Genomic DNA, 24,233 nt, shown 5'->3' with positions numbered 1-24,233 from the left:
GCGAAATGGGATTGGAAGCGAAATGTGTCTTTAAAACAAACATCTGAATTAACAACCCAAGTATATTCTTTTTGGAGCGTTCTGTTTCACATGAGGATCGTGCCCCCACTAAAGAACACAATAAATAAAAGCATGGAGCAATGTGCAATCCCTATTATTAAAAAACATTGCTTTAAATGCTTTTGAAAGCCGCAAAGCTGAATTAAAAGGAGATGATAAACTGAGGATTGATTTTTATCTTTACGGCTTTACATTTTTCCAAAATTAGATTGTCTTCCAGTTTAAAAGGTTACGTCAACAAAAATACGCAATTCCCTCGCCCTCATCTGACAAACAAAAGCAGGAACTACTCATAAAGCTCTTTTTTCTCAATCTCTGGCTCAAAAAATTTCGCTGCGTTAAGTTTGGATGTTGATTTACAGGAAACAGCTAAAGCACACGAGCTCTTAGGAAAACAGCGCCGTAAAGTCACAAACTGACTTGCAATGAAGTGGAAAGATGTGCCGGCTTTTTATAAGACACCTTGTAAAAAATACCCATAATACATTTGGCTTTGCGTTTGCTCATTCTAACAGATGTTCTTATATATTTTTGCGTCATATTTATAAAAAGCAGATTAAAGAGAAATATTTAGACAATTTTTGACTCGAAAAGATGCAACAACAGAGTTTCGCGTGTCTTTATCATCAAAAACACTAAAATTGATTTTATTCTTTCTACAACCGGTCGTCGTCACCCTAGTGACGAGTAGTATATCACAACACATGCAACAGACGTGACCTATCCTCATAGGTTTCGCTCTCGTTTACATGATTAGCTGGCTAGACCGATGGCCTAGTCACTAAAACCATGTCATACGGTAGAAGGCAAAGGAGAGCATACCTATTGCCGACAAAACACAGCTTTTTTGTCAACTTTTTCGATTTTGCTCATGTTATAAAAAACAATGCAAAATTCTAGAAAACAGACAAATAACGCCATAGCAACAGAACCAATAAGCATAAAACCCACACAAAATGTGTGGGCTTTTTTTGTTCATGCAAATAAACCAATTAAATATATATTTTTCGTTTAATAGGTATTTCCCAATGGCGGACACGAGCAAATAAGCATTCTGTCTCCCGCAACATTATCAATACGCGATACAGGAGGCCAATATTTATTGGCTGGATCAAGAAAACTGTTGGGAAAAGCAGCTTCTTGTCGCGAATAGGGTCGTGCCCAAGCATCATCTAAAGTATCTACCACTGTATGGGGGGCATTCACCAATGGATTATTGTCTTTTGGCCAAACCCCGCTACCAACTTTCTTAGCCTCTTCAGCAATAGAGAGTAAAGCATCACAAAAACGATCAATCTCTGCTTTTGGTTCTGATTCCGTTGGCTCAATCATCAAAGTTCCCGGAACAGGAAACGACATCGTGGGCGCATGGAATCCATAATCAATGAGACGTTTTGCAATATCATCAACACTCACCCCATACTGCTCTTTCAACACGCGTGTATCCACAATACATTCATGCGCAACACGCCCATGCTTGCCCCGATAAAGAATGGAATAAACTGGTGAAAGACGTGCAGCAATATAATTGGCATTTAAAATGGCTATTTGTGTTGCATATTTTAAGCCATCAGCCCCCATCATTCGAATATACATCCATGTAATCGCAAGAATAGACGCACTTCCATAAGGAGCAGCCGAAACCGCATGTGTTGTCCCATCCTGTTCATGACCTGGTAAAAATGGTTTGAGATGCTTTGCAACACCAATTGGTCCCATACCAGGACCACCCCCCCCGTGGGGAATGGCAAATGTTTTATGAAGATTCATATGACAAACATCAGCGCCAATATCCGCAGGACGAGCAAGACCCACAAGGGCATTGAGATTAGCACCATCAAAATAAACTTGTCCGCCATTTTCATGAATAATAGAACAAATTTCCTTAATGCTTTCCTCGTAAACACCATGGGTTGAAGGATAAGTAATCATAAGAGCAGCCAATTTATCTTTATGCAATTGCGCTTTCATCTTGAGATCGTCTACATCAACATCACCATCGCTTAAACATTTTACCACAACGACTTCCATCCCTGCCATATGGGCCGAGGCTGGATTGGTACCATGCGCAGATGCAGGAATAAGACAAACTGTACGTTGATGCTCTCCCCGTGATTGGTAATATCGTCGGATAGCCAAAAGCCCAGCATATTCACCTTGAGCACCAGAATTTGGCTGAAAAGAAACTTGCGCAAATCCTGTAATTTCGCACAACCACGCATTTAACTGGTTGATCATCTCCAAATATCCCGCTGCATCCTCTTGTGAAACAAAGGGGTGTATATTGGCCATACTAGCCCAACTTACAGGCATTAATTCAGCCGCAGCATTAAGCTTCATTGTACAAGAACCAAGAGGGATCATAGCGCGATCCAGCGCCAAATCCTTATCCGCTAAACGACGCAAAAAGCGCATCATATCTGTCTCTGAATGAACCGCATGAAAAAAAGGCTGAGAAAGAAAAGCAGCCTCCCGTTTTTTTCCAAAGAGTCGAGGAGAAGCCTTATCGCCTAATTGTGCCCCAAAAAGCTGCGCTAAAGCACCAGCATCTCCTTCTGTTGATAATTCATCAAAATTGATTGCAATAGTGTCATCATCAAGAACACGAATAAGGCGCCCACCTATTTTGGCTTGATGCGCAATCTCACGCGCTTTTCCCTTAACAGAAATACTCACACAATCAAAAAAGCTTTTCCCTTCAACATGAACCCCTGCTGCTTCTAAACCAGCAACAAAACGACATGTTAAATGATGAATTCGCTGTGCAATTTCTTGTAAGCCTTTTGGCCCATGCCAAACAGCATAAGCGGTTGCCATATTAGCCAACAAAGCCTGCGCTGTACAAATATTTGACGTCGCTTTATCACGCCGAATATGTTGTTCACGTGTTTGCAAAGCCAAACGAAAACCAACGCGCCCTTTGGTATCCACGGATTGACCAACAATACGCCCTGGAATAAGACGCGTTAACGCATCACTCACAGCAAGGTAACCAGCATGTGGACCACCAAATCCCATCGGAACGCCATAACGCTGCATAGAGCCAACAACGATATCTGCCCCCCATTGAGCAGGTGGCTCCTGAAGGGTAAGCGCTAAAGGATCAGCTACAACGATAACTAAAGCTCCCTTTTCCTTTGCCTCTTTTATGATCTCACTGTAATCATGAAAAGAACCTTTTGTATCTGGCCACGATAAAACAATTGCCGCTGTATCAGAATCAATTTCGCCATTTTGGCTAATCTGAATCCCTTGTGTTTCAGCACGCGTTTGCGCAACACTCAAAGTTTGAGGATGTAAAAGACTCTGAAGAGAAATTTTTGTTTTTTTCTCACGGAAAGAGCGAAAAGCAAGGGCATTGGCTTCAGCTAAAGCAGTTGCTTCATCAAGAAGGGAAGCAGCAGAAACAGGCAAACCTGTTAGTTCACTAACCAATGTCTGAAAATAAAACAAAAGCTCTAAACGACCCTGGCTAATTTCTGCTTGATAAGGCGTATAAGCAGTATACCAAGCAGGATTTTCAAACAGATTTCGTAAAATAACCGGAGGCACATAAGTCCCATGATATCCTTGCCCAATAAAACTTTTATGCACATGGTTACGCTCCATCATCTTGGAGAGTTCTTCCAAGGCTTGTCCTTCACTAGCGGCCTCTGGAAGATTCAATAAACGTCCCAAATGGATAGAGTGCGGAACAGCTTGAGAAATGAGTGTCTCAACACTATCAAGCTCTAAAACATCAAGCATTTTTTGTGTTTCATCAGGACGAAGCCCAATATGTCGAGAAGAAAAAGAACGCTCGATCATGGTACTCATCCAATCAAAGCCTTATAAGCATCTTCATCTAACAACTCGTCCAGTTGAGTTTCATCTTGCAATGTCATCTTCCATAACCAGCCTTCTGTTTCGGCTTTCTGATTTACCAATTCAGGATTATCCGCCAATGTTTCATTTCTTTCGACCACTTCACCATCAAGAGGAGCATAAACATCTGAAGCCGCCTTCACTGATTCCACAACAGCCGCCGCCTCTCCTTTGGAAAGTTTTGTTCCACTTTGTGGTAAATCAACAAAAACCAAATCCCCTAATTGCTCTTGCGCATAATGCGTAACCCCAACAGTCACTACTTGTCCTTCAACTCTAAGCCATTCATGGTCTTGTGTAAAATAAGTTTTAGACATAAAAAATCATCCTTTAAAATAACGTTGTTCAACAAAGGGAAGAGAATGAACTGATAGTGCAATCTTTTTGCCTCGCAGTTCTGTAAAGACTTGTGTTCCTTCAACTTTAAAATCAACAGGAACGTAACCCATCGCGACAGGCCCCTCAAAAGAAGGACCAAAACCACCTGATGTTACAACGCCAATCTCATTACCTTGATCATCAAGAAGCAGCGCACCGGCACGAATAGGTTGGCGCGTTTGCGGTTTTAATCCAACACGACAACGAGCAGGTCCTTTTTGCAGTGCTTCAAGAAAAGCCTTTGCACCATAAAATTGTGCTTTTTCTCGAACACTTTTAGGAACAGCCCATGTTAGAGCCGCATCAATAGGTGTCGTATCAGGGGTAATATCATTTCCATGCAAACACAGCCCCGCTTCCAACCGCAAGCTATCGCGTGCTGCAAGTCCAATCCACTCAACACGAGAATCACTCAGCAATTTTTCAGCCAACATATGCGCATGCCCTATAGGCAAAGCAATTTCAAAACCATCCTCTCCCGTATAACCAGAACGCGTTATAAACCAATCCTGTTGTGGTTCGAATCCTTGCATAAAGAACAATTCATTCCCTGGCAAATCCGCATCAGCAAGAACAGCTGCCGCTTCAGGACCTTGAAGCGCAAGCAATACCCTTTCAAGGGCAATCACTTGACATTCAAAATCAACCGCACGCTTTTCCAATTCTACAAAATCAGCCTGTGCATTCCCAGCATTGGCAACCAACATAAAACGGCCCTCTTCCAAACGGGTAATGATAAGATCATCAAGAATACCAGCCTGCTCATTAAGCAAATAATTATACCGTGAGTGTCCAATCTTTAAAGCTGCTGCATCAATGGGAAAAGCATAGGACAAAAATTCCACGGCTTGTGCCCCTTCAACTGCAATCAATTTCATATGAGAAATATCAAAAAGTCCTGCATGTGCACGCGTATGAAGATGCTCTTTTAAAACGCCAAGAGGATAAGTTAAAGGCATGTTCCAGCCCGCAAAAGCACCAAATTTTGCTCCTGCTTTTTCATGCAAATCATATAAAGGAAGTGTTTTTAAAAAAGATGTTTCTTGTGCTGTGCCCATAATAACTCCAAAGCTGCGCTAACGCCCACAGAATATGGTCGTCTCTGCCCCCTCTGTCATCAACCTGAGAGACTCGCGAAAAAATTTTCCGCTTACACCTTCGGCGCGGGTTCTCCCGACTTTCCAGATCTGCCTTCTTCCTTTTACGGTCCTTAAAGCCTGAGAGATTATGGGCTATTTCCCCTTCGGCGGCAATGCGAAAATTTGCAATCTGCACTCTCCCGCAAAAGAATGAAAGAAACGATAACGCTCTTTCCAGCATATTTAAACCTATAGCCTATCTTTATCACACTGTCATTAGTAAAGTGATGAAAATACTCTCATTTTAAAACTTGCATAAGCTGCTTCAAAAGATTTATAATATTATCCTTTTGAACCTTACAAAAATTGCAAGGAACACATTTTAGGAAATTTAAGACAAAAATCAAAAGCTATAAACAAAAATACCTCTTGAAAATCATGCAAAACGTCACACACTAAAAAGATCGCAAGCAATATTCTTTCGCGCACAGTTCAACCTTAAAGATAGGGTTTCATATTCTTTTTGAGAATAAGGACTTCAAATATTTTATAAGTATGATTTTAATGCACAAGAAGTAGGTTTTCTGCTTTCTCAATAGTGTCATAAATAGCGACTATTTACAGACTAAAACTACCGAACAAAGGTGACAAAATACTCATGAAAGCTGGTAATATCTCTTACAATTGCGAAAATGATCTTCCAAAGCAAATTGCTCTTTTTCCTTTAGAAGGTGCACTCTTACTACCCGGTGGTTTTTTATCACTTAACATTTTTGAACCAGAATCACTTGAAATGATTGAAAATGTTATGGTAACTGATCGTCTATTGGGCATTATTCAACCACTTTCATCGGATACAGATCGCTTCTCTACACAACTTTATAAAACAGGCTGTATAGGGCGCATTACAAACTACAGTGAAACAGGAAATGGACAACTGTTCATTATCTTACAAGGTGTTTGCCGCTTCACTTTAGAACAAGAATTGAAAAACACAAAATCCTATCGAACAGCTCTCATCCAATCAAACATAAAAGACTTGCAAGAATTTGATATTGAAGAAAGCATTAACCGAGAGAACTTACTCGACGTTGTAGAAAAATATCTAACCATCCATGAAATGGAATATAATTGGAGCAGTATCATAGAAGCCCCTACACCTATATTGGTTAATGCTTTTTCTGCCCTTATCCCCTTTACACCAGCAGAAAAACAAGCTCTCCTTGAAGCTCCAGATATCGAAAGCCGTGCCCAAACTCTTCTTGCATTAACAGAACGCTCGCTCATGAAACAAACAGGAACAGATTACCGCTTAAACTAATGAATATCCAAACATGAAAAAAATGACTACAGATCCCAAAATGCTCGAATTGCTCGTCTGCCCAATGACGAAAGGCACGCTCTCTTTCAACCGAAAAACACAAGAGCTCATTTCTCTCAAAGCCAAACTTGCCTACCCTATTCGTGATGGCGTTCCCATTATGCTTGCCTCAGAAGCGCGCTCTTTGCAAAACAATGAAGAAATAACGCATAAAAAATAAAAAATCCTCATGCAATTTCCCTCTACAAGCCCACTGTTATCAAGCCTCTATCAATATGATATCTCAAGTATTGACGAATTCTGAAAAAAAGCGTTTTACAATAAAGATATTTATATCGCTTTACACCTTGTAACAAAAGCCAAAAATATCACCAGATTCTCTCATTCCAGCCTGTTCATACTAAAGCAATCAAAACCATTCGCTTGCACAACACAAGCATCTGAATAAAAATAATTAAAAAGGGAATAAAAATGGCTCTTATGAACCTTTTAAATACAAAGGCCATAATAACATTTTGAATCAACCCAAGTGAATGAAGTTTATTATATTAAACATAAAGATTGTTATATTTCATGGACTTTAATTTATACTATTTACGAGCAACATGTTTGAGATACCTCAATTTAAGATGAATAAAAACGATAAGCTGTATCATCTTCTGTATACCATATAGAAGACAAGAATATTTATCTGTTTGCATAATCTTTGAAACGAAGACGCAACCTAATTTGGGAGAGAAAACATAAAATCGTAAAGGAGAAAATCTCCCCATTACCTTGCCATCACCCTTTAATTCCGCTTTACAATTTTTAAAAGTATCTAAAGTATCTCAAGCAATATTTTTATGTATAATACACGCATTAATTACGTGAAAACTTGAAAAAATAAACAAGAAACACTGTTGTAATTTCAATTGACGATTGAAAGTAATTGCCTTATGAAGGAGGCTTGTGTTTTTGGTTGTATACGCAACAATCAAATAGGGTCTGGAAGCCCGAAAAACTCAAACTAGAAATAAAACCGCTTTTGCGGATATCCCGGAATTTCCGGGGGCTCTTGTTATGTCCAAGTGCTTTCAGCACTAAAAGCAAGAGGCTGTTTTGAGTCAGCACTTCCAGACCCCGGAATACTAATGCGAGGGCGCTCGCAACCGGTGGGGACATCAAGTGAAAGCTAAAAATCTACATTTTTACGATATTTCTTTAGGCAAAAAAATTCGCTTCAGAAGAAACGTCATGGGGGTTTTCTCAAAAACAATTAGGAAGTCATTTAGGCGTAACATTTCAACAAATCCAAAAATATGAAAAAGGCTTAAATCGCGTAAGTGCAAGACGTTTACAGGAAATTGCTCATATATTAGATGTTCCCGTTTCCTTCTTTTATGCTGATAGCGCAAAAAAGAAGAGAACCTCTATCATTGTGATGACAGAATAGCAAGCAAAGCAGAATATTTACTTTTGAAAAATTTCAGAATACTGACCCGCAAAAAACAAAGAGCAATTTTGCAGTTGATTTCTGATGAAAAAAATAACCCCTTATTTTCATAAATTCACCGCAAGGATAATCAAAGTCCTTAATAATCTTGACAAGAATTTTGCCTGTCTCCCCATACCTCATGAGAATGAAAATGCTTAATCTAATCTGGTATGTAAATAATCGGAATTCTAACGAGTTTAACTTAGAAATAGCACTTTGATTTATAATCATATATCTAACGTTATTGATATTGAATAAGTGTTCCGAATATCGTAAAATTCTTTCATTTCAAACGTGTTCTATATTGAATCAATCAAAATCTCTTGTTTGCACATTACAAGCAAAGTTGGCGTGTAAGTAAAAATGTACAAAAAGGCATACCTCTTATTGAATCGTCTCACAGACCAAGAGCTGTAACGATATTGGGTGCTGGAAAAATGGATGATGGTGCTAACTTTCTCTTTTATTAAACGTAAATATGGGAGTGTTCAACGGCTGGCTTTCCACTCATATAAGTCACTTAAAAAAGGCTTGCCAAACAAGCCTAAGAATATTCCCACACACTAAAAAACACTTAAATATATCGAGAAAGCTTAAAGATCTCATACCATCATACTCCAAATAATGATATTTTATATCATAATATTATTAAAGTAAAAATAAGAAATATAAAGTAAAAAAAATAGATATGAAAAATATATGTATAACTTTCATAAGGATTTATATATACGAATACTTAAGTTTATTCTGTTGTGCTATGAATTCTATCATTTAAGGTATGAGGATATGAAGCACGCATACCTCCTTGAAACATTCAAATGTTTTTTAGATACCCAATATCTTTTGAAATATTTTTAGGCCTGCTTGTTGAGCCTTTAGTTTAAGTGAAAAATGGGAAGCCGCTAGAATCTAGCTGTTTACAGACTGTAATAGGAAGTTTCGCTTTTAAAGGCATAGGGAGAAAATCAAATAATTCAACAATTAACAAATAAAGTATTAAAAGATTCAACCAACGCGATACGTAATACCATCTTTAAAAAATTCAAAAGTATGAAGGTAAACATTGACAGAAGATAAGGAATTCACTTAATTAAAGTGCTCTCTAAAGAGGTAATAGTTTAGCGTAAAATATTCAATTTTTTCAATGCTGAAAGATTAAAAAAAACAATATTATTTGAAATAAAACAATTTATTGTGCTGACAGTTATAATTTGTATGCACAAAATTGAGTTGTTGAAAATCAAAAATATAATTTAACGATGTTCCTTGACCAACTCACTCTCTCCTGAGTATAGCACGGGGAATAAACGTGGAGAGACATGAGGAGTATAGAAAATGAGTTTTAAAGTTGCAATTGTTGGCGCAACCGGCAATGTTGGTCGTGAAATGCTTACAATTTTAGAAGAGCGTGGTTTTCCTGCGCATGAAATTGTCCCTCTCGCATCACGACGCTCATTAGGACAAGAAGTTTCTTATGGAGATAAAACTTTAAAAGTAAAAGCACTGGATACTTACGATTTTTCAGACACAGATTTTTGTCTTATGTCTGCAGGAGGGAGCATTTCCAAAGAATACGCCCCTAAAATCGCTGCTACCGGCTGTGTCGTCATCGATAATTCCTCCACGTGGCGCTATGATACCAATGTTCCGTTGATAGTCCCTGAAGTCAATGGCGAAGCTATAAATGCCTTTTCTAAGCGTAATATTATAGCAAATCCTAATTGTTCAACAATTCAACTGGTCTTAGCTTTAAAACCTCTCCATGATGCTGCAATCATTAAACGTGTTGTTGTCTCTACATATCAGTCTGTTTCTGGAGCTGGTAAAGAAGGAATGGACGAACTTTTCGAACAATCACGTGCAGTTTTTGTTGCAGATCCAATTACATCAAAAAAATTCACTAAACGCATTGCCTTTAATGTCATTCCTCATATCGATGTTTTCATGGAAGATGGTTATACAAAAGAAGAATGGAAAATGACCGTGGAAACAAAAAAAATTCTCGATCCGAAAATTAAATTAACAGCCACTGCTGTTCGGGTTCCTGTCTTTATCGGTCATGCCGAAGCTGTCCATGTTGAATTTGAAAAACCACTAAGCGCATCTGAAGCACAAGCGCTCCTACGCGATGCACCCGGCTGTCAGCTTATCGATAAACACGAAGATGGTGGCTATACCACCCCTTATGAATGTACGGGAGAAGATGACACCTTTATTAGCCGTATTCGTGAAGATATCACCGTTGAAAATGGTTTAGCTTTCTGGGTTGTTGCCGATAATTTAAGAAAAGGAGCAGCATTGAATGCCGTTCAAATTGCTGAATTGCTCATTTCTCGTAATTTGATCAAGCCAAAGTCGATAAATTAATCATCTTCCTGTCCGACAGGACAAGGAACCTTATACAAAGCCGGTCTGTTAAAAAGTCCGGCTTTTTTAACAGCTTCCCTCTAACACCATCTTAAAAGGTTATTATTTCAAAGCACTGGCAAATTCCACCCTGCATATTCTTAGCTCTCTCTGCCTTAAAGAATGAAGCTCTTTCCCTGCACCGATCTGAACACAATCGCACTTTTGAAGGAGCTTGCACTAATATCCACCTTAATGCCGCTTTACGAAACAGCAAGAGCAGCAGCATAAGCATTGTTTGCTTCATGCTGCTGATCCTTTTTGTCATTCCGGTTGTAAAATTAACTTTACCCTTATCGAGCAGGATAAGTCACGACACGGTAACGCGTTTCATTGCGTTCAAAGTTTTTGTAATTGACATCATCCGGAAAGGAGGGATTATAAGCATTCACGCGCTTTACAGAAACTCCTTGCGCTTTTGGCGACGGATTTAAAATTGTCCGCTCATCTCTTTTTTTTACCCCGGTGGAATCGATAATCATATCTGTTCTATAGAATTTTTGCATGTTTTTGCGTGTTTTTTGAATCGCCGGAAGAGCTTTAAAATCAGAAACAACCTGTTTCACTTTTTCTTTTGGTGATTTTACCATGGATTTTGATTTTGCTGGCATCTTTTTAAAAGCAATGGTAGGAACATCGTTAACATTGACGTAACGTGCAGATGCCCAACCAACTTTTCCATGATAACCAAGAGAACACCAAGTTTTATTGGATAGGCAGCCATAAATTTGCACTTTTGCTCCCATTGGAACCATTGCGATAACTTTATAAGCTGTCGCAGGGCCTGTGCGTAAAGATACCTGACCTGATGCAACACGAGCAACTGTTCCTGTAATGGTTCCAGCTTCCGCGTGAAAAGCAGTCACAGCCACCCCTGACGCTCCTAAAGCCCATAAAGTCATCATTGTTGATAAAAATTTCTTTCTTAACATTATTTTTCTTCCTCTCTAAAACATATGAAGGACAAAAATTCGCCTTTGCAAAAATTTGCCGCGTTTAAATCCAATGATCAGCAACCTTTTTCCCCAAAAAATCCCACAACATTGCAACAAAACCTCTCTTTATCGCCTACACGAACACGGCCTTTTGATCTTGATTGCGCAGTATGTTCTTCATGAATTTACGGCTAAAACATCATCTGATTGTCCAGTTCTTCAACCAATTGTCCCTTACAGAAGTTTTTAAAGGGGCATTGGTTCCCTCAACAAATGATTGCAATAAAAGAATTAATTATTTGAATTTCAGAGAATTTCTATGAACAAAAGATGATCAGCCCCCAAAACAACTAAAATAGAAGGAAAAATAATACTCTTTTAAAAATAAAAGTGATTGAATATTCTCTAAAGCTTGTATAACTTTAAATCTGCCTAAAAAGATACAGAGTATATTGAAACTTCCCTCAAAAAATTTCTCGAAAAAGAAAGTTAAAAGCATATGACATTAAAAAAATTTTTTCGTAGTCGGATTATAGGATTATTCCTCTCTCTCTTTGCACTTTTTTTGTCTACTGCTTTTTCCATGGCCGCAGACAAAACAAAGATCAAACTTGGTATTATGGAAGGGCGGGATGCGATTATTTGGAAAACTGCTGCGGAACAGGCTAAAAAAGCCGGTTTAGATATTGAACTCGTTTATTTTTCTGATTACGCTTTGCCTAATGATGCTGTTAACGCAGGAGAGATCGATGCGAATGCTTTTCAGCACGCCCCTTATCTTAATGAACAAATGAAACAACGTGGCTATAAACTTTCAATTGTCGGCTATACATTTATTGCTCCAATCGGTGTTTATTCACACAAAATAAAAGACTTAAAAGATCTTCGTGATGGTGCTCATGTTGGTATTCCGAACGACCCATCTAATGGTGGAAGAGCCTTACTTCTTCTTAATTCTTTAGGTCTCATTAAGTTAAAAGATCCTCATAATATTCTTGCATCTCCACTTGATATTATTGAAAATCCTAAAAATCTGCAAATTCGTGAGCTCGATGCCGGTATGTTAGGGCGAGCTATTGACGATTTTGATCTTGCAATTATAAACACAAACTGGGCTATTGTTTCTGGATTAAGTTTTGAAAAAGATGTGGTTGCATGGGAGAGCGCCAAAAATAATCCTTATGATAATATCATCGTTGTACGCACGAGCGAAAAAGATGAACCATGGGTTAAAAAATTAGTTGCCGCTTACAACAACGATCTTATCCGTACAAAAATCAAAGAGATTTTTGGCAAAACCGCCCAAACGTCTTGGTAATTGTGCCAAATATCTGAGTAATTGTGCCAAGTATCTGAGTAATTGTGCCAAATGTCCGAGTAATTGTGCCAAATGTCCGAGTAATTGTGCCAAATGTCCGAGTAATTGTGAATGGAAAAACCTACTCTTATCTCCTTAAAAAACATCAGCCGTTGTTTTAACAAAACGGCTGGTGTTCCGGTAATTAATAATCTCTCTTTAAATATCCATGCTGGTGAAATCCTTGGCATTATTGGGCGCAGTGGAGCAGGAAAATCAACACTTATCCGCTGTTTAAATGGGTTAGAGAAGATTGATGCAGGGGCCATTTTTTTTGAAGGTGTTGATATTTCCAATCTATCAGAGATAGAATGGGCGCCTTACCGTCAACGAATTGGGATGATTTTTCAACATTTCAATCTTCTCTCATCGCAAAATATTCTTGATAACATTGCATTGCCGCTTAAATTAAGTGGTGTAAATAAAAAACAACGCCACAAACGTGCCCTTGAACTGATTGAATTGGTTGGGTTATTTGGGAAAGAATATTGCTATCCAGCACAATTATCTGGGGGGCAAAAACAACGCGTTGGCATTGCTCGTGCTCTTGCTGCTAATCCTAAAATATTATTATCAGATGAAGCCACTTCTGCTCTTGACCCTGAAACAACACAATCTATTCTAGAGCTCCTTGCTGATATTAACAAACACCTCAATCTCACGATTGTGCTCATCACCCATGAAATGGAAGTTGTGCGCACCATAGCGCATCGCGTTGTTGTTCTTAATCAGGGAAACATTGTAGAAGAAGGACGTGTGAAAGACATTTTTACATCACCGCAAGACGATACAACCATAGCCATGCTCAAGCTTGTAACCCCGCAACTTCCTGAAAAATTTGCGAAAAATCTCAAACCAATCGGACGAGAAGCTGTCATTGAAATTAATATTGCCGGTGAAATTACCCAGCAGCCTTTTCTTCATCTTCTAGAAAATGAGAGTGGTTTAAAAGCACGTATTTTGCATGGTGGCATTGATACAGTTCAAGATGAAACCATCGGGCGACTCTTCTTGGCTCTTCCTGGAGAAGATAAAGAAGCTTTAGAAAAAGCTGTTCAATGGTTAACGAAAAAAGGACGATATTGTGAGGTCTTAGGCTATGTTTAATGTTCTGTCTCATGAACTTCCCCAAGCTGTTATTGATACAATATTGATGACACTTAGTGCTTCTGTTATGGCATTTATTATAGGACTTCCCCTTGGTCTTCTTCTTCACACAACAGCACGCGGAGGGATTTTTTCCTCATCTCTCATCAATCGCCCTTTAAGCATGATCATTGACAGTATTCGTGCCATTCCCTTTATTATTCTTGCATTTTATCTTCTGCCCATAACGCGTATCGTTGTAGGAAGAGGGATAGGAATGCCTGCTGTAATTTTTATACTGACCATTTCAGCTATCCCTTTTTATGCTCGCATGGCGGAACTCTCTTTTAAAACCGTTGAAAACGGTCTCATTGAAGCGATCCGCTCGATGGGTGCAAGTCGTCTTCAAATTATCAGACATGTTCTTATTCCTGAAGCTCTCCCTAGCCTGATTACAGGTTTTACAGTCATGGTCATTTCTCTTATAGGAGCCACCTCACTTGCTGGATATCTTGGTGGAGGCGGTTTAGGGGATATGGCAATCCGCTATGGCTACCAACGCTACAATACCTTCATCATGACCATCGTCATCATCCTTTTGATCGTGCTCAATATTACAACCCAATGGACTTCTGATAAAATCGTACAAAAACTTGATAAAACAAAACATTAAAAGACTTAGAATTTCACATGCCAATACCATCATCCTCTTTGCCACTTTCCAAGTGTACCAACCCTTGCCTATCGAAAACGCTCATAAGAGATTAGGAACTTTTTTCTTAAACAGTTTTTATCTCTCCCCATCCGTTTGTAACATGAAAGAAAATAGTTTTAATGGCTTTAATATAAAAGGGGATAAAATAAGAGATCTCATAGTATGTGAGACTCTCTTTAAATTAAGACATTGACCACAACCTCTCCAAACCGTAGATAACACATTGAATTTATAATGATAATATGGTGTTATTCATATTGAACGAGAACTCTGAATACCGTAAGATCCTCTCATTCCCAATTTGTTCCATATAGAATCAACCAAAACCTCTCTCTTGCACGTTACAAGCGGGAAGAGCCGTGTGAGTAAAAACATACAAGAAAGGAAGGCATGCCTCTTATGAATTATCTCCAGCGCCAAGACCTGTCTTAACATTGGCGGCTAGCATATAATATGATAATAGTATCGGTTTTCTTCTTCACAAGCATAAAAATATGAGGGTGCTCAATGGCTTTATCGTTATACTATTCACAGGCGCCATTGCGAAATGGGTGTGACGAGCGTTGAGAGACATTGCTTTAAAATAAGCCTGTGAATTGGCAACGCAAGTATATTCCATTTGAAGCGTTCTGTTTTACGTGATGGGTATGATCCCATAAAGAACGCTATAAATAAAAGCGCGAAGCAATGCACTATCTTCATTAGAAAACTCCTCTTCAAAACGATCTAGGAAAGATAGTAACCTGCTATGGCTATCAACGCTATGATAGCTCGATCATATCTATTATCCTATAGATTATTCTCAATATCATCATTGAAGAAACTTCTAATAGAGTTGTATAAAAATTTTGTAAAATAAAGCACTCAAATAATCTAGATATTGGAAGGTTTTTCTTCCACAACAGCAACGATAAGCCATTGAGCGGTAAGAGCTGGTTTTTTTAACTTTTCAATTTCCACCGTAACCCCATAATGGAAAACCACTCGACCAGAAGGGCGAATTTCTGCGTCGTCTAACACAAAACGCGCACGTATCCGTACCCCTGTTTTCACAGGACTCATGAAGCGTACTTTATCGAAACCATAATTAATCCCCATTGTGGTCCCTTCCAACTCAGGAAGAGTCTCATAAGCGAGCGTAGACAAAAGCGATAATGTTAAAAAACCATGAGCAATCGTGCCACCAAACGGTGTTTGCTTAGCCTTTTCCTCATCAACGTGTATCCATTGATGATCATCTGTAGCGCATGCAAACTGATTAATCATATCCTGTGTAACAAGACGCCACTCCGATAATCCTACTTCTTTCCCAATAAAACTGGTGATATCTTGTACTGCTATTTTTTGCTGCATAACGCTATTCCTATTTTATTCGATAAAAGCCCCCCTCTTGCTTTTATAAAATCCATTGATTAGAGCATCAAGAATAAAAGATTAATTGTCTTAAAAACAAATGCACCTTATGAATGAGAAAAGTTCTTTAGTAGAATAGTTTTCAAATAGGAAAAAAGAATGGCAAGCAATGTGAACCTAACAGGTTTAGCGCATGATTTGAAACAACGTGCAGAAAACCATCCCCCCATCCGTATTGGACTGATTGGTTGCGGTGAAATGGGGACAGATTTATTATCAAGTATTGCGCATATGGATGGTATAACAGTCGCTGCTGTAGCCACGAGGACACCATCACGTATTTTTGATGCCGCTACACTAGCCTATGGCGAAGATGGACATGTCTGTGAAATTGAAAATGCTCATGCTCTCACGCAAAGCATTGAAAATGGTTTGATTGCAGCGACAGATGATATTGACCTTGTTTTGCGCCATGAACAAATTGATATTATCATTGATGCAACAGGCTATCCCGAAGCAGGAGCAGAAATTGGTATCAAAGCGCTTGAGAATAACAAACATCTTGTCATGATGAATGTTGAAGCAGATGTTACAATTGGCGCTTATCTCAAACATGAAGCAGAAAAACGAGGGCTCATTTATACACTTGGTGCCGGCGATGAACCAACTTCTTGTATGGAACTCATAGAATTTGTTTCAGCTCTTGGACATAAGATTGTTGCAGCAGGTAAAGGAAAAAATAATCCTCTGCGCTTTGATGCTACACCTGATGCTTACGAAGAAGAAGCATTCCAGCGTAATATGAATGTACGCATGTTGGTTGAATTTATTGATGGTTCCAAAACGATGGTTGAAATGGCAGCCATTGCCAATGCCACCGGACTTCTCCCCGATTGCCCAGGAATGCATGGACCACGAGCAGCGCTACAAGATTTAAATAAAGTGCTTATTCCAAAGCAAGATGGAGGCATTTTACAGCGATATGGTGTTGTAGATTATTCAATAGGTCAAGGTGTTTCACCAGGTGTTTTTGTGATTGCAGAAATAGCACACCCACGTTTACGCGAGCGTATGGAAGATTTAAAAATTGGTCAGGGGCCTTACTTCACCTTTCATCGCCCCTATCATTTAACAGCAATGGAAGTTCCCCTTACCTGCGCACGTATTATGCTTTATGGAAAAAAAGATATGGTCCCTCTTAGCCATCCCGTAGTAGAAGTCTGTGCTGTTGCTAAAAAAGATTTACATCCAGGTGATCAGCTAGACTTTATCGGTCTTTATACTTATCGTGCTTGGATAATGAACATCGCAGAAGCACGCGCTCACCACGCCATTCCTTGTGGTCTTTTGGAAAAAGCAACAGTAACAGCTGCAATTAAAAAAAACGAACTCATTACAGTACATAATACAGCCATTCGTGAAGATCAATGGATTGCACGTCTTCGTGCTAAACAAGACCTTTTACTTCATTACCCTTCTTCCACTAAGCTATAAATGCTCCTGAATTACCTTACTTAACAGTATCCTTCCCTTAAGCAACAGAATAACCCAGAATACACCTCTATCGCAAATACAGGTTTATATTTTAATAAAAGCATTTTCCAACGATGCACATCACCACTTCCCTCTCACAATATGTCCTGTAAATGCGACAATATAAACCACCCCATGAGATGGCATAAGATTCATTGTGTATCACTATCTTTACTCTATGAAGATACAAACCAGCATCATCATTTATTTGCCAATATTACAACAGCCCTTGAACCTTAGAGATAATTCATGAGAAGAATTTTTACTCTTTTTTCTTTAATAATTTTGTCCATACACGAACACAACTTGTTATACATAAAAAATACTTTTTATGGATTTAACATCAACAAATTTGAAATGATAAATAATAATTTCTCATTTTTCTTATTGCGTGAAAGCCATGAATACAGGGATACTTTTTTATTTTATCCCCTTATGAAAGATAAAAAAATTTAAAAAGGATAAAATATACCTTTGATGAATAATCTTCATATGAGAAAAGGTAGACAATATTAAAAGACTGATAAAGATAGTAAGTATACTATCCTTATTACTAGAAAATAACCATAAACTGTAAAAAAATCAGGTTACACTAATTTGTAAAAAAAACATAAATGTAGGATCTTGAACTTTAATAATGTTAATAAAAGCTACATTTAATATTAAGAGTAGTGATTTTATTATCTAGTATAGTATAAATAATAAAATATTTATTTTTTTAAATAATGAAGTGAACAAAAAATCCTCGACTCTGTCAATGAGCTTTCTACTAAAGTGTAATGAATATTCCAAAAAGAGATACAACAGCACCTAATACATCCCCAATACATAAAGAAGCAAGAAGTGATAAAATACCTATCCCCCCCCAAAAGGCTGAACCTGAAAAGGCAGCAGCTTTTTCAGGTTTCCCTAAAGCAACTTCATTTTGTCCTTCAATGTTATGGATAACAACCCTATCTACCGCTTTAACAACCGCACTTTTTTCTAATGTAGAAACAATTCCTCCCTCTTGAAATTGATTTTTTACAAAACTTGCATTTCCCTCTATAGTTTGTACAAAAAAAAGAATAAATAGTGTAAAAGTAAATGAACATACACGATTTTTAAATATTTTAAACATAGCTTTCTTTGCTCCTCTTTTTCTTCACTGAAAAAATGAAAGAATATTCACATATATAAAAACCAAAACTTATATTTAATCATTTATATAATTACACATAAATAAAATATTATATGTAATTTTGTTATTAACAAATAACACATTATGTATTACATGTAAAGATAAAAAACAATAAATGATAAAAATAATAAGAATTTGTTAAATTTATTATTATAAGAAATATTACGAAACAAATTCATTTAAAAAATTATATAATAGAGCTTTTATAAATAATTTAAAATGTAATTAATTTTAAAGAATTATAACATTAAAAACTTTCAATATAATGATAGTGCTTGTCTATTATTTCAATAAAAATAAATAGCACTTAATGGATTTTTATTATATCACTCGTCAGTAATATTAAAAAATAAAATTGGTAGAGAATAAAAAAAATTGATCTAAAACAAATATATCATAATAAATAAATCTTTAAATAGTATACTATTTTTCTATAAAATAGGTATAAATTGTAACAAAATATTGACTTTCAAACCTAACAAAACAAACGCATAAAATAAGTAAATCTATCAGATTGACAAAAACATTATAAGCAATAATTGATCTCCAACAAACTACCTAAAATTAAATAAAAAGAGAGTCATGAAAAATAAGTTGATCCCACAAAATACTGAAAAACAACTTTCTTTATTAATTTTTATAAAAGTTATTCCATATTTTTCGTCAATATTGTAGAGCGTAGCCTTATTTATATTTTGAGTAATTATATTTACTCTGTATTAGTAAAAAATAATTCTCTTTGAAATAAATTTTTGTAATATTCACATAACTGTCTGCAATTTGTGCAAAATGAATAATAATAAAGAATTGATCAAATGCTTGAAGGAAAAGTGATAGAGAAAATTACTAAAAAATTACATTTTTGAAATACTAACTTAAGTAGCGCATTGAAAAAATAACGCCATAAAACTGATATTGAATAATAAATTTATTGTTTTGCCTGTTGAATGAGAAAGCTAACGATTATAAAACTCTCTTATATTTTAACTCTGTTTATATTGAATCAATCAAATTTCTTCACTTGCAAATCACAAACGAGATCGATGTGTGTATAAATACACTTGAAGAAAGGAAAATATTACTTATGAGGTATCTTAACTATCAAGCGCTGTTAACATAGTATTGAAAACTGGCAAAGTGAATGATGGTGCCCCTTTTTACTTTTAAAGTGTAAAGATGGTGGAACACAATAGATTTTATATTATAAGGTTTTACCCTTATACCATTCACAAGCTGCGTCGTGAAATAGGCTTTGGTGTACTAAATGTTTCTTTAAAACAAGCGTGTCGATGTGCAACACAATGGCGTTCTGTTTATCATGTATCCAACGGTGTTTCTTTTTGAATCATCTTATAAACTGCTCTCTGAGAGAGCAAATTCTATCTTAGTGAATTCTTCCCTTTATATTCATTTTTTCTCATGAACACTAAAGTCTGTTAATACACTATCCAAAATAAAATCAATCAATTTCTATTCTTTTGTAATATAGATACGTACACTTAACTTAAGAATTTAGGAATGCTGATTGAAACCAAAATCTGTTCTATCGTAGTACTCATAACAACAAAAATACTTTGACTATTCTTGCTCCATAGCAGAAAGAAGCATATGCAGCTTTATCAAAACTTTCACTTTAATAGACAATAGAAAAATCAGTTTTCATTACATGATGTGAAGTATTTAATATGCCCGAAGATTTACTTGTCAAAAACAAGAATACATATCAAAAAATCTTACAAGAGATATCTATCTTGAGAAGAGTCACCTCATATTACATCAACAATTGAATTGGCTTTTTTCAATAAAAGCTTCACTGTTTTTAACAAAGCTCTCATTTTTATAACATCCCTCTGTAATGTAAAAATATGATATTTGCATTTCTTTTATATATAGACTAAAAAATAACTCTAAAGCCTTTGATCACTTTATCTCTGTTGACTTCTCTTTTGGGCATTAATTTATGGTATCTAACCCACCTTTTCTCGCTCTTTTACCTTTAGGTGCACATGAATATCACGGAGAGCACCTTCCCTTTGAAACCGACTGGATTATAGCTGAAGCATTTGCAAAAGCTCTCACTTTACAAACAAAAGAGCAATTCCCTATCGCACTTTTACCAGTTGAAAAGATTGGCTATTCCATAGAACATATGGATGTTACAGGTACACAAACCCTTACCTTTTCTGATGCGATTAAGCGATGGATAAAGATTGGTGAAAACTGTTATCACAAAGGGATCAACCGTCTTCTTCTTCTCAATGCTCACGGAGGCAATTCACCTTTAATGAGCATTGTTATCACCGAATTACGAAAGCGTCTTTCCATGCTCGCTGTAGCAACAAGCTGGAGCCGTTTTGGTTTACCACAAGGTCTCATGGAGCCATCTCAACAACATCTTGATATCCATGGAGGTTTTATCGAAACCTCTCTCATGCTTTATTTAGCACCGAAAAAAGTTCATATGGAGAAGGCAAAAAATTTTCATAATAAGCAAGCAGATATGATTGCCAATTATCGATATTTACGCGCTTATGGTCCTCATGCCTTTGGTTGGACAATGCATGATCTAAACACGCAAGGTGCGGCAGGAGACGCAAGCAAAGCAACACCACAAGCCGGTGAAGCAATCTTTTCTCATGTTCTGTCTCAGCTTCGTGATTTACTTGATGATATCCATCGATTTAACATAAACACATGGCAATAAAGAACAATAAAAGGTCCCTCCATGGAAAAAATACAGCCCAACAAACTTCCTGTTACGGTTCTCACAGGCTATCTTGGCGCAGGAAAAACCACACTTCTCAACCGCATTCTTAGTGAAAATCATGGCAAACGTTATGCCGTCATTGTCAATGAATTTGGTGAAATTGGTATTGATAATGACCTGATCATTGAATCAGACGAAGAAATTTATGAAATGAATAATGGTTGTGTTTGCTGTACCGTACGTGGTGATCTCATTCGCATTTTGGAAAGTCTCATACAACGTTCTCATCGATTTGATGCGATTATTATCGAAACAACAGGGCTTGCTGATCCCGTCCCTGTAGCACAAACCTTTTTCATGGATGATACGGTCCATGAAAAAACAGCTCTCGACAGTGTCATAGCGGTCGTTGATGCAAAGCATTTGCCCTCTCAACTAAAAACAAATCGTGAAGCTGAAGATCAAATTGCTTTCGCAGATATTGTTCTTTTAAATAAGATTGATCTTGTTACTCAACAAGAACGCAGCCATGCTGAATCTCTCATTCTAGCTATTAATCCTCGCGCTATACTCTATACAACACAGCGCGCCGATATTCCTCTTGAGACACTCCTTAATCGTGGTTCTTTTGATCTCCAACGGACTCTCGATCATGAGCCTCATTTTCTCGATCACCAACATAAAGACCAACACGCCGACCATGTATGTGGTCCCGATTGCGATCATGACCATCATAACGTATCCACCCTTCATGATATTACCATCACTTCTGTAAGTTTAAAAACAGGCGCTTTGCAACCAGAAAAGTTTTTTTCTTGGATTCAACAGGTTACGCAGCAACAGGGGCCTAATATCTTGCGTCTTAAAGGCATTATCGCCTTTCAAGGAGACGATGATCGTTACGTCATTCAAGGGATACATATGCTTCTTGAGGGACAACATCAACGCCCATGGCGTGAAGATGAAAAACGAGAAAGCCGTCTTGTTTTTATCGGACGCTCTCTTGATGCCAAACAGTTAAAAACTGGTTTTGAAAATTGTGCATGAGTAAGTAATAATGCCAAACATTACCCATTATTATCTCAAAAGTTACTGCCTTTCCTGCGGTTTTATAGGCAATAAACCAGCCTTTGTTTCCGTAGAAGGTTTCATTGTTTTTTTAACCCCAACCCCACAAATCGTTGAGGTTCACCAAGGAATAATTTCAAGCCATTTTTCCCATGACAATACCGCAATCATCACAGGGGGAGAAGATGGAAAAGTCTGTCAAACAACCGCAGCGGATCACACAGAAGTGTTAAGCCAAAAAGAACGCAAATGGATAAACAACGTTGCTTTTGGACCACAAAAAGCTTTTGCCTTTTCCTCCTCTCGTCTCGCATTTGCACAGGTTGGAAAAGAACAGCAAGAGCTCACGCATGAACGCAGTGTAGAAGGCCTAGCTTTTGCCCCAAAAGGTTTACGACTTGCCGTTGCCCATTACAATGGTGTTACTCTTCATTGGTTATCAACGCAAATATCTCCTACCACATTGGTATGGAAAGGAGCTCATTGTGGTGTCACCTTTTCACCAGACAACCGCTATGTCATTTCCACGATGCAAGAAAATGCCTTGCATGGCTGGCGTCTGACTGATAATCAGCACCTCCGCATGAGTGGCTACCCAAGCAAAGTCAAAAGCTGGTCTTGGAGCGCCAAAGGAAAATGGCTAGCAACCTCAGGTGCCTCTGCTGCAATTATTTGGCCCTTTCATACAAAAGACGGCCCCATGGGAAAAACACCTCTAGAACTAGGCACACAAGCAAATGCGCTTGTGAGCACCGTTTCATGCCACCCAAACAAAGAAATTGTAGCAATAGGCTTCAATGATGGAATGATTTTAGCCGCATATTTTCATGATGGAAAAGAAGTCCTTCTAAAAGGTTATGGGAAAAGCGCTATCTCAGCACTCAACTGGGATCAAGCAGGGCACAACCTCGCCTTTGGAAGCGAAAATGGTGAATGTGGTATAATCAATATCACTGATTAAATTACACCAACAAGCGCAATCATCGCTGATAAAAAATGCCCACACAATCCTCCAGAAATCTTATCCCCTTGCATCTCTAGAGCTCTCAGAAATCCTACCTCCCTAATCTCCCCCCCCAAAAGTCTCCTAAAATCTTCGTAATCATTAAATCTTCCCTCTTCCTTTCCTGCACCCTTTCGACAAGAAAATACCTTAAACATGTTTTTGACATTTTAACATTGCTACCCCCATACAAGAATAAAAACATCACCCCTAAGACCGCCCCCTATCTCCCTATAAACATCTATATAGGCTACATACTTCCATAACAGCATTTTTCTTAAAAATTTGGCAAAAAATAGCTGATCTCATCATTAAAACAACGATTTATTCCTACGATCAGAAGAAGGGAATTCAACACTATTTTCCTAAATAAAAAGTTTTTTGAGTTCCCCCTCTAAAGAACAAAGTTTCCTACGAGCAGCCTTCTACACTTTAGTTTCTTGCCTAGAAAATTCTATCTAATAATCATTTCATGGAGCTTCTATTACCGCCCTCTGTTCCGGTATCACCTTCATCTCCAGATTCTGTTCCTTCTGCTTCTTCCCCTGTTGAACCAAAGCCTTCTGAGTCCTCTGATGCTTTGGAACCTTCGTCTAATCTCTCTATACCGCTTGATGTTCCGCCTGAGCTAGGTATTAGAGCTGTTGTTCCACAGGTTCCAACTTATCTTCTTTTGCCAAATGCCTTATTTCATGCTGGTTTAGTGGATAT

General features: G+C 37.6%; 19 protein-coding genes and 1 riboswitch. Of the genes, 12 read left to right on the top strand and 7 right to left on the bottom strand.

Annotated elements, in window-relative coordinates; genetic code table 11:
- Positions 1-1,071: 1,071 nt before the first annotated feature.
- From gcvP to gcvT, 3 genes are read right to left on the bottom strand one after another with little or no spacing between them, the layout of a single operon-like run.
- Positions 1,072-3,867: an aminomethyl-transferring glycine dehydrogenase gene (gcvP, locus tag ACFIM8_RS07715; RefSeq protein WP_375607369.1), complete on the bottom strand. Its 2,796-nt coding sequence runs from the start codon at positions 3,865-3,867 to the stop codon at positions 1,072-1,074.
- 5 nt (positions 3,868-3,872) lie between these two features.
- Positions 3,873-4,241, bottom strand: coding sequence for a glycine cleavage system protein GcvH (gcvH, locus tag ACFIM8_RS07710; protein ID WP_375607353.1), 369 nt, complete (start codon positions 4,239-4,241; stop codon positions 3,873-3,875).
- Between the two features lie 6 nt (positions 4,242-4,247).
- The gene (gene gcvT / locus ACFIM8_RS07705) at positions 4,248-5,360 is read right to left on the bottom strand and encodes a glycine cleavage system aminomethyltransferase GcvT (RefSeq protein WP_375607354.1); all 1,113 of its coding nucleotides are present in this window, start codon (positions 5,358-5,360) and stop codon (positions 4,248-4,250) included.
- A 136-nt stretch (positions 5,361-5,496) separates the two neighbouring features.
- Positions 5,497-5,594: riboswitch (glycine riboswitch) on the bottom strand.
- Between the two features lie 445 nt (positions 5,595-6,039).
- On the opposite strand from gcvT, the gene ACFIM8_RS07700 reads away from it, so the two are divergent.
- The 4 genes from ACFIM8_RS07700 (at position 6,040) to ACFIM8_RS07685 (ending at position 10,546) form a co-directional block, all read left to right on the top strand.
- Complete coding sequence (locus tag ACFIM8_RS07700) at positions 6,040-6,702, top strand: LON peptidase substrate-binding domain-containing protein (protein WP_375610818.1); 663 nt, start codon at positions 6,040-6,042, stop codon at positions 6,700-6,702.
- A 13-nt stretch (positions 6,703-6,715) separates the two neighbouring features.
- Entirely contained in the window at positions 6,716-6,922 is a 207-nt protein-coding gene (locus ACFIM8_RS07695) for a Trm112 family protein (RefSeq protein ID WP_375614754.1), read from the top strand.
- A 1,071-nt stretch (positions 6,923-7,993) separates the two neighbouring features.
- The gene (locus ACFIM8_RS07690; RefSeq protein ID WP_375607370.1) at positions 7,994-8,137 is read left to right on the top strand and encodes a hypothetical protein; all 144 of its coding nucleotides are present in this window, start codon (positions 7,994-7,996) and stop codon (positions 8,135-8,137) included.
- 1,377 nt (positions 8,138-9,514) lie between these two features.
- A complete protein-coding gene (locus ACFIM8_RS07685; protein ID WP_375607356.1) occupies positions 9,515-10,546 on the top strand; it encodes an aspartate-semialdehyde dehydrogenase in 1,032 nt (343 codons plus the stop codon).
- A gap of 332 nt (positions 10,547-10,878) precedes the next feature.
- On the opposite strand, the gene ACFIM8_RS07680 is transcribed toward ACFIM8_RS07685, so the two are convergent.
- The gene (locus tag ACFIM8_RS07680) at positions 10,879-11,517 is read right to left on the bottom strand and encodes an SH3 domain-containing protein (protein WP_375608718.1); all 639 of its coding nucleotides are present in this window, start codon (positions 11,515-11,517) and stop codon (positions 10,879-10,881) included.
- 502 nt (positions 11,518-12,019) lie between these two features.
- Between ACFIM8_RS07680 and ACFIM8_RS07675 the strand changes: the two genes are divergently transcribed.
- The 3 genes from ACFIM8_RS07675 (at position 12,020) to ACFIM8_RS07665 (ending at position 14,636) form a co-directional block, all read left to right on the top strand.
- Positions 12,020-12,838 (top strand): MetQ/NlpA family ABC transporter substrate-binding protein, encoded by an 819-nt coding sequence (locus tag ACFIM8_RS07675; RefSeq protein ID WP_375607358.1) that lies wholly within the window; start codon positions 12,020-12,022, stop codon positions 12,836-12,838.
- Between the two features lie 111 nt (positions 12,839-12,949).
- A complete protein-coding gene (locus ACFIM8_RS07670) occupies positions 12,950-13,984 on the top strand; it encodes a methionine ABC transporter ATP-binding protein (RefSeq protein WP_375614753.1) in 1,035 nt (344 codons plus the stop codon).
- On the top strand, positions 13,977-14,636 hold the full coding sequence (locus ACFIM8_RS07665; protein ID WP_375607360.1) for a methionine ABC transporter permease: 660 nt from the start codon (positions 13,977-13,979) through the stop codon (positions 14,634-14,636). Before ACFIM8_RS07670 ends, ACFIM8_RS07665 begins: the two co-directional genes overlap by 8 nt.
- A 915-nt stretch (positions 14,637-15,551) precedes the next feature.
- Here the strand turns inward: ACFIM8_RS07665 and ACFIM8_RS07660 are convergent.
- Entirely contained in the window at positions 15,552-16,031 is a 480-nt protein-coding gene (locus ACFIM8_RS07660; protein ID WP_375607361.1) for a MaoC family dehydratase, read from the bottom strand.
- A 159-nt stretch (positions 16,032-16,190) separates the two neighbouring features.
- Between ACFIM8_RS07660 and ACFIM8_RS07655 the strand changes: the two genes are divergently transcribed.
- Positions 16,191-17,525 (top strand): NAD(P)H-dependent oxidoreductase, encoded by a 1,335-nt coding sequence (locus tag ACFIM8_RS07655; RefSeq protein ID WP_375608716.1) that lies wholly within the window; start codon positions 16,191-16,193, stop codon positions 17,523-17,525.
- Positions 17,526-18,333: 808 nt separating this feature from the next.
- On the opposite strand, the gene ACFIM8_RS07650 is transcribed toward ACFIM8_RS07655, so the two are convergent.
- Positions 18,334-18,684, bottom strand: a complete 351-nt coding sequence (locus ACFIM8_RS07650) for a hypothetical protein (protein WP_375607363.1) — start codon at positions 18,682-18,684, stop codon at positions 18,334-18,336.
- Between the two features lie 2,020 nt (positions 18,685-20,704).
- Here ACFIM8_RS07650 and ACFIM8_RS07645 point away from each other — a divergent pair.
- Genes ACFIM8_RS07645 through ACFIM8_RS07635 form a run of 3 tightly spaced genes read left to right on the top strand, consistent with a single transcriptional unit; the run spans position 20,705 to position 23,480 of the window.
- Positions 20,705-21,448, top strand: coding sequence for a creatininase family protein (locus tag ACFIM8_RS07645; RefSeq protein ID WP_375607364.1), 744 nt, complete (start codon positions 20,705-20,707; stop codon positions 21,446-21,448).
- A 21-nt stretch (positions 21,449-21,469) separates the two neighbouring features.
- Positions 21,470-22,498 (top strand): CobW family GTP-binding protein, encoded by a 1,029-nt coding sequence (locus ACFIM8_RS07640; protein WP_375607365.1) that lies wholly within the window; start codon positions 21,470-21,472, stop codon positions 22,496-22,498.
- A gap of 10 nt (positions 22,499-22,508) precedes the next feature.
- A complete protein-coding gene (locus ACFIM8_RS07635) occupies positions 22,509-23,480 on the top strand; it encodes a WD40 repeat domain-containing protein (RefSeq protein WP_375607366.1) in 972 nt (323 codons plus the stop codon).
- Here ACFIM8_RS07635 and ACFIM8_RS07630 read toward each other — a convergent pair.
- A complete protein-coding gene (locus tag ACFIM8_RS07630; RefSeq protein WP_375614752.1) occupies positions 23,477-23,680 on the bottom strand; it encodes a hypothetical protein in 204 nt (67 codons plus the stop codon). The two genes, ACFIM8_RS07635 and ACFIM8_RS07630, sit on opposite strands and share 4 nt — an antisense overlap.
- A gap of 314 nt (positions 23,681-23,994) precedes the next feature.
- Between ACFIM8_RS07630 and ACFIM8_RS07625 the strand changes: the two genes are divergently transcribed.
- A partial coding sequence (locus ACFIM8_RS07625; protein ID WP_375607368.1) for a hypothetical protein occupies positions 23,995-24,233 on the top strand: 239 nt, incomplete at its 3' end.

Source organism: Bartonella sp. AC535YNZD (assembly GCF_042196625.1).
GTDB lineage: Bacteria > Pseudomonadota > Alphaproteobacteria > Rhizobiales > Rhizobiaceae > Bartonella.
Note: the sequence above shows the minus strand (reverse complement) of the source record. Positions and strands in the feature narration are given on the sequence as shown.